Here is a 7,555-nt window from a genome sequence, read left to right on the forward strand (position 1 = left end):
GCAGGTGCGTTCTCGTGATCGCCGCGGCATCACCTCGGCTCCCCTCCTCCTGACGACCATCGGAACGACGAGCCTCGTCTTCCTCTGCGCGTTCGAGTCGCTCGCCGTGACGACGATCATGCCGATCGTCAGCGCCGATCTCGACGGCCGCGCCCTCTACCCCCTGGCCTTCGCGGCGACGCTCGCCGCCGCCGTGGTCGGGATGGTCGCGGCCGGATCCTCCGCCGACCGCCGCGGCCCGACGCCGTCGCTCGTGGTCGCGATCCTGCTCTTCACCCTGGGCCTCGTGGCCGCGGGCGCCGCGCAGGCGATGCCGGTCTTCGTGGCGGCCCGCCTGCTGCAGGGGCTGGGCAGCGGAGGGATCACCGTCACCCTCTACGTGCTCGTCGCGCGGGTCTACCCGAGCGAGCTGCATCCGAGGATCTTCGGCGCCTTCGCCGCGGCCTGGGTCGTACCGTCGCTGGTGGGGCCGCTGGTGGCCGGAGTCGTCGCCGAGCTCGCGAGCTGGCACTGGGTCTTCTTCGGAGTCGTCGCCCTGGTGGCCCTCGCGAGCGCCGCGATCGCGCCGACGCTCCGCTCGCTCGAGCCGCGCGAGCGCCTCCCCTTCGATCGCCGGGCCGTCGGCCGCATCGCCCGCGCCGTGGTCGTCTCGGCCGGAGTCGTCGTGCTGAGCACGAGCGCCGAGCTCGCGCCCGACCTCGCCGGGCTCCTGGCCGCGGCCGCCGTGGTGGTCGTGGTCGTGGCGGTTCGCGCGCTCCTGCCCGCCGGCACGCTGCGCGCCCGGGGCGTCCTGCCGTCGGTGATCCTCCTCCGCGCCCTCGTCGCCGCGGCGTTCTTCGGCACCGAGGTCTACCTGCCGCTGCTGCTCTCGGAGCAGTACGGCCTGCCACCCTGGCTCTCGGGCGCCATGCTCACCGCGGGCGCCGTCTCCTGGGCTCTCGGCTCGAACCTCCAGGGACGCCCGGGCACCCGCCTCAGCCACGGCGGAGCGATGCGGCTCGGCTCGTCGCTCGTGCTCGCCGGCATCGGAGTCGTGCTGCTCGTCACGGTGCTCGCCCTCAGCCCGATCGTCGCGGGCGTGGGCTGGTTCCTGGCCGGCGGCGGCATGGGCACGATGTTCCCGCGGATGGGGACGATGACGCTCGCGCTCTCCGCTCCGGGCCGGGAGGGCTTCAACAGCTCGGCCCTGCAGATCGCCGACTCGACCGGCGCCTCGGTCTCCCTCGCGCTGACGGGCCTCCTCGCGGCGGCGGTCACCGGCCTGATCGGGGCCGGGACCGGGGTCTTCGCCGCGACCTTCTCGTACGCCGCGCTGATCGCGATCGTCGCGGTCGGTCTGGCCGGCCGGCTCGACGGGCTCCTGCGCCGCGAGGGACGCCGGGAGCCCGCCGAGCAGGCTCAGCTGTAGAGCGACTCCGGTACGTCGAGGCCGTAGATCGCGCGGCCGGACGACCAGATCACCGAGCAGGCGGCCCGGAGCAGATCGGTCGCGTCGTCGCCGGCGTCCACGATCACCACGGAGTCGCCGTCGAGGCGGACCTTGGCGCCGCGGACGGCGTGCGTGCCGTTCCGCGAGACCGTCGTCGCCGGGTAGGGCAGGTGCAGCTCGCGCAGGTCGCCGAGGATGTACGTCGGCCGGAGCTTGGGCTCCGCGGCGAGGAGCTGCTTGGCCCGGTCGATCCCGGTGAGCACGTGGGCGCTCTCCATGTCTGCGCCGTTCGCGCCGGCGATGTCGGTGTCGAGCCGGTCGCCGAGGAATAGCGGGTTCGTCGAGCCGAAGCGCGCGGTCGCCGCGTCGAAGATGGCCCGCTCGGGCTTGCCCGCGACGACCGGGAGCCGGCCGACCGCGGTGTGCACGGCCGAGACGAGGGTCCCGTTGCCCGGGGCGATGCCGCGCGCGACGGGGATCGTCCAGTCGGTGTTCGTCGCGACCCACGGGATCCCCGTGTGGAGCGCGAACGAGGCCTCGGCCAGCTGCTCCCAGCCGACCGTGGGCGCGAAGCCCTGGATGACCGCCGCCGGCGAGTCCTCCGCGCTGCGCGTCACGGTGAACCCGGCGCGCTCGACCTCGGAGGTGAGGCCCTCCGCCCCGACGACGAGGATCGTCGAGCCGGCCGGAACCAGGTCGGCGAGCAGCACGACCGCCGCCTGCGGGGAGGTGACGACGTCCTCGGGCCGGACGCTTAGCCCCAGCTCGGAGAGGTGCCCGGCGACGGAGGCGTCCGTGCGCGAGGCGTTGTTGGTGATGTAGCCGACCCGCAGCGTCTCGGCCGCGCGGTTGAGGCTCTCCACCGCGAAGGGGATCGCGTCGGCGCCCTTGTAGACGACTCCGTCGAGGTCGGCCAGGACGGAGTCGCGGCCGTCGAGCGGGGTGGGCTCAGTCCTGCTGCTGCGGAACATCGGCGTCCTCCTCGGTGGTGTCGGCGGGTTCGACCAACTCGTCGGCGGTCGGCTCGGCCGAGTCGAGAGCCTCGTCCGCGTCCGTCTCGGCGAGATCGTCGGACTCGAGGGACTCGTCTGCGAAGGTCGGCTCGTCCGTGTCGACGAGGTCGGCCTCGGCGTCAGCGCTCGCATCGGCGTCGTCCGCGTCCGCGTCGTCGTCGTCGTCGATCTCCTCGGACACAGTCCGGTGGACCTCGTCCTCGTCCGCGTCGTCGACCGCGGTCCCTTCCTCGGCGCGATCGGGAGCGGACGCGGCGTCGGCCGACTCGTGCTCCTCCTCGATCACCTCGATCGTCTCGTCGTCACCGCCGCCCTCGGCCGCGAAGACGGCCTGCGCCGCGATGTCGGCGCGACGCTGCCACTCGGCCGCCTCCTCGGAGCGGCCGACCTCCTCGAGGACGAGCGAGTAGGCGGCGAAGAGATCCGGGCTGTACGAGAACGCGCGGTCCGGGTCCAGCTGCGGGATCTCGAGCTCCATGAGAGCGAGCTCCGCCTGCCCGAGGTCGAGGCGGGCGCCGGACATGGCGATGGCCAGCGACACCTGCGCGCCGGGGCTCAGCGTGGTGCGGTCGATCGACCGACCCAGCTCGAGCGCCTTGTCGGGCCGGCCCACGCCGCGCTCGGAGTCGACCATCAGCGGCACCTGCTCGTCCGAGCCGGAGATCCTGCGGAACGTGCGCAGCTCGCGCAGCGCCAGGGCGAAGTCGCCCGTCGCGTACGCCGAGATGGCCAGCGACTCGCGGACCACGGCGATGCGTCCCGCGCGGCGGGCCGCCGAGAGCACGTGGCGGTGCGCCAGCTCGGGGTCCTCCTCGAGGAGGCGGCCGGCCATCACCAGGTGACGGGCGACCCATTCGGCGTTGTCCTTCGAGAGCGTGCGCAGCTCGTTGCGGGCGACCTTGTCGAGGTCCTTGGCCTGCACGTCGTCCGGAAGGTCCGGGTCGTCGTGGCGCGGACGCACCGACTGGAGGGAGCGCCGCTCGCGCTCCTCCTCGGTGAGCTCCGGCTCCTCGCGGGGGCCGCCGCGTCCGCCGCCGAAGCCCTCGCGTCCGCGTCCGCCGCCCTGGCGGTCCCCGCCGCCCCGACGATCGTCCGACCACGGCCGGCTTCCGCCGTCGCGCGATCCACCGCGGAACGGAGGGCGCGAGTCACCGTCACGCTGCGGACGGGAGTCGCCACCACCACGGTACGAAGGGCGGGAGTCCCCATCCCGCTGCGGACGCGAGTCCCCACCTCCACGGTAAGGAGGCCGGGAGTCCCCGTCACGCTGGGGACGCGAGTCCCCACCTCCACGGTAAGGAGGCCGGGAGTCCCCGTCACGCTGGGGACGCGAGTCGCCACCGCGATAGGGAGGACGCGAGTCACTGTCCCGCTGCGGACGCGAGTCGCCACCGCGATAGGGAGGACGCGAGTCACCGTCCCGCTGCGGACGGGAGTCCCCACCGCCACGGTAAGGAGGACGGGAGTCCCCATCGCGCTGAGGACGGGAATCCCCACCCCCGCGGTAAGGAGGACGAGAGTCGCCGTCACGCCGCGGACGAGAGTCGCCACCGCGATAAGGAGGACGGGAGTCCCCGTCGCGCTGCGGACGGGAATCGCCACCACCGCGGTAAGGAGGACGCGAGTCACCATCGCGCTGCGGACGCGAATCCCCACCACCACGGTAAGGAGGACGGGAGTCCCCGTCGCGCTGCGGACGGGAATCGCCACCACCGCGGTAAGGAGGACGCGAGTCACCATCACGCTGCGGGCGCGAATCGCCACCACCACGGTAAGGAGGACGCGAGTCACCGTCCCGCTGCGGACGGGATTCACCACTACCCCCGTACGGAGGACGGGAGTCACCATCACGCTGCGGACGGGAGTCGCCACCGCCACGATAGGGAGGACGAGCATCACCGTCGCGGCGGGGGCGGGAACCGCCCGAGCCGCCGCGATCGTTCGAGGAGCGGCCGGGGCCGCCGGCGCGAGGCGGCCGCTCGTCACGACGTCCGGAGTCCCGGTCGTTGCGGTCGGATCCTGAGTCGTCCATGCGTTCCTCGCCTGTCGTGGTGATGCTCTGTGGAGTTGACCCGCCCGAGGGCGGGGAGGACGGCCGTAACCGTCGCACCACCCTAACCCGCACCGCGCTCCAGTGAGCAGCGGGGATCCGAGGTGGTGGTTAAACAGCGATGGCCACCCATTTCTGGGTGGCCATCGTGAATGGTGTCCGGCGGTGTCCTACTCTCCCACAGGGTCCCCCCTGCAGTACCATCGGCGCTGAGAGTCTTAGCTTCCGGGTTCGGAATGTGACCGGGCGTTTCCCTCTCGCTATGGCCGCCGTAACCCTGGCGACACACGCACCCGAGGGCACATGGTCAAATCTGGGTTACACGCCGTGCGTGTATTCAATTGTTCCGCTCCTCCCGAAGGAGGATGCGGGGTGCCCGTCTTCTGGGAACCACAAAGTGGACGCAAGCAATCTCTGACCACTCCTACCAGCCTTTACAACGGTATGAGTGTAGTGATTATCAAGTTATCGGCTTATTAGTACCGGTCAGCTCCGACAGTCTTTAGTCCTGTCTTCCACATCCGGCCTATCAACCCAGTCGTCTGGCTGGGAGCCTCTCCCCCGAAGGGATGGAAATCTCATCTCGAAGCCGGCTTCCCGCTTAGATGCTTTCAGCGGTTATCCGTTCCGAACGTAGCTAATCAGCGGTGCTCCTGGCGGAACAACTGACACACCAGAGGTTCGTCCATCCCGGTCCTCTCGTACTAGGGATAGATCTTCTCAAATTTCCTGCGCGCGCAGCGGATAGGGACCGAACTGTCTCACGACGTTCTAAACCCAGCTCGCGTACCGCTTTAATGGGCGAACAGCCCAACCCTTGGGACCTACTCCAGCCCCAGGATGCGACGAGCCGACATCGAGGTGCCAAACCATGCCGTCGATATGGACTCTTGGGCAAGATCAGCCTGTTATCCCCGAGGTACCTTTTATCCGTTGAGCGACAGCGCTTCCACAAGCCACTGCCGGATCACTAGTCCCGACTTTCGTCCCTGCTCGACTTGTCAGTCTCACAGTCAAGCTCCCTTGTGCACTTACACTCGCCACCTGATTGCCAACCAGGTTGAGGGAACCTTTGGGCGCCTCCGTTACTCTTTGGGAGGCAACCGCCCCAGTTAAACTACCCATCAGGCACTGTCCCTGAACCCGATTAGGGTCCGAAGTTAGATATCCAGAGTGACCAGAGTGGTATTTCAACAATGACTCCACGAACACTAGCGTGCCCGCTTCAACGTCTCCCACCTATCCTACACAAGCCACACCGAACACCAATACCAAACTATAGTAAAGGTCACGGGGTCTTTCCGTCCTGCTGCGCGTAACGAGCATCTTTACTCGTAATGCAATTTCGCCGAGTTCGCGGTTGAGACAGCTGGGAAGTCGTTACGCCATTCGTGCAGGTCGGAACTTACCCGACAAGGAATTTCGCTACCTTAGGATGGTTATAGTTACCACCGCCGTTTACTGGGGCTTAAATTCTCAGCTTCGCCTTGCGGCTAACCGTTCCTCTTAACCTTCCAGCACCGGGCAGGCGTCAGTCCGTATACATCGTCTTGCGACTTAGCACGGACCTGTGTTTTTAGTAAACAGTCGCTTCCCACTGGTCTCTGCGGCCATCGAACGCTCCCGGAGCAAGTCCGTTCACGCCTCAGGCCCCCCTTCTCCCGAAGTTACGGGGGCATTTTGCCGAGTTCCTTAACCACGATTCTCTCGATCTCCTTAGTATTCTCTACCTGACCACCTGAGTCGGTTTGGGGTACGGGCAGCTAGAACCTCGCGTCGATGCTTTTCTTGGCAGCATAGGATCACCGATTTCGACTTGCGTCTACCCATCAGATCTCAGGCTATATGAACGACGGATTTGCCTATCGTTCGCCCTACATCCTTAGACCGGGACAACCATCGCCCGGCTCGGCTACCTTCCTGCGTCACACCTGTTAATACGCTAAACGCACCAGCACGGGGTCGTACGCTAGGCCCAACGCTTCACCCCGAAGGGATCCATCAAAGGGATTCAGATACTTAGCACTACTGGATTGTCTTGGGCGGTTCTTCGCCGGTACGGGAATATCAACCCGTTGTCCATCGACTACGCCTGTCGGCCTCGCCTTAGGTCCCGACTTACCCAGGGAAGATTAGCTTGACCCTGGAACCCTTGGTCTTCCGGAGGACGGGTTTCTCACCCGTCTTTCGCTACTCATGCCTGCATTCTCACTCGTGTGGCATCCACGGCTGGTTCACACCGCCGCTTCACTCGCCACACGACGCTCTCCTACCCATCAACACGGCTGGACCACGAAGGCCTACCACTAATGTCAATGCCACAACTTCGGTGGCGTGCTTGAGCCCCGTTACATTGTCGGCGCGGAATCACTTGACCAGTGAGCTATTACGCACTCTTTCAAGGGTGGCTGCTTCTAAGCCAACCTCCTGGTTGTCTGTGCAACTCCACATCCTTTCCCACTTAGCACGCGCTTAGGGACCTTAGTTGGTGGTCTGGGTTGTTTCCCTCTCGACTATGAAGCTTATCCCCCACAGTCTCACTGCTGCGCTCTCACTTACCGGCATTCGGAGTTTGGCTGACGTCAGTAAGCTTTTGGGCCCCATCGGCCATCCAGTAGCTCTACCTCCGGCAAGAAACACGCAACGCTGCACCTAAATGCATTTCGGAGAGAACCAGCTATCACGAAGTTTGATTGGCCTTTCACCCCTATCCACAGCTCATCCCCTCCATTTTCAACTGAAGTGGGTTCGGTCCTCCACGACGTCTTACCGTCGCTTCAACCTGGCCATGGATAGATCACTTCGCTTCGGGTCTAGACCCTGCGACTGAATCGCCCTATTCGGACTCGCTTTCGCTACGGCTGCCCCACACGGGTTAACCTCGCCACAGAGCACTAACTCGCAGGCTCATTCTTCAAAAGGCACGCCGTCACCCCTACAAGGAGGCTCCGACGGTTTGTAAGCAAACGGTTTCAGGTACTATTTCACTCCCCTCCCGGGGTACTTTTCACCTTTCCCTCACGGTACTTGTCCGCTATCGGTCATCTGGGAGTATTTAGGCTT

Annotated in this window: 4 protein-coding genes and 2 rRNA genes; 2 read left to right on the plus strand and 4 right to left on the minus strand. The window is 66.2% G+C overall.

Translation table 11 applies throughout. The annotated features are described in order from the left end of the window. The first annotated feature begins 4 nt into the window (after positions 1-4). Positions 5-1,408, plus strand: a complete 1,404-nt coding sequence (locus C5C99_RS10350) for an MFS transporter (protein ID WP_258063680.1) — start codon at positions 5-7, stop codon at positions 1,406-1,408. On the opposite strand, the gene C5C99_RS10355 is transcribed toward C5C99_RS10350, so the two are convergent. Both C5C99_RS10355 and C5C99_RS16810 read right to left on the minus strand, forming a co-directional pair. Further along, positions 1,399-2,400 (minus strand): HAD-IIA family hydrolase, encoded by a 1,002-nt coding sequence (locus tag C5C99_RS10355; protein WP_104226795.1) that lies wholly within the window; start codon positions 2,398-2,400, stop codon positions 1,399-1,401. The genes C5C99_RS10350 and C5C99_RS10355 overlap by 10 nt on opposite strands. Continuing rightward, the gene (locus C5C99_RS16810) at positions 2,378-3,403 is read right to left on the minus strand and encodes a hypothetical protein (RefSeq protein WP_146085500.1); all 1,026 of its coding nucleotides are present in this window, start codon (positions 3,401-3,403) and stop codon (positions 2,378-2,380) included. Before C5C99_RS16810 ends, C5C99_RS10355 begins: the two co-directional genes overlap by 23 nt. Between C5C99_RS16810 and C5C99_RS16815 the strand changes: the two genes are divergently transcribed. Beyond that, the gene (locus tag C5C99_RS16815) at positions 3,389-4,465 is read left to right on the plus strand and encodes a hypothetical protein (RefSeq protein ID WP_146085501.1); all 1,077 of its coding nucleotides are present in this window, start codon (positions 3,389-3,391) and stop codon (positions 4,463-4,465) included. The two genes, C5C99_RS16810 and C5C99_RS16815, sit on opposite strands and share 15 nt — an antisense overlap. Before the next feature lie 184 nt (positions 4,466-4,649). Here the strand turns inward: C5C99_RS16815 and rrf are convergent. Then, positions 4,650-4,766 (minus strand): 5S ribosomal RNA (gene rrf, locus C5C99_RS10365). Positions 4,767-4,948: 182 nt separating this feature from the next. Next, a 23S ribosomal RNA gene (locus tag C5C99_RS10370) occupies positions 4,949-7,555 on the minus strand; the annotation flags it as partial.

This window comes from Rathayibacter sp. AY1C4 (assembly GCF_002932195.1).
Classification (GTDB): domain Bacteria; phylum Actinomycetota; class Actinomycetes; order Actinomycetales; family Microbacteriaceae; genus Rathayibacter.

Bases quoted from the DNA above. Each gene is read 5' to 3' on its own strand.
- C5C99_RS10355 (WP_104226795.1), bottom strand. From the start codon at position 2,400: ATGTTCCGCAGCAGCAGGACTGAGCCCACCCCGCTCGACGGCCGCGAC.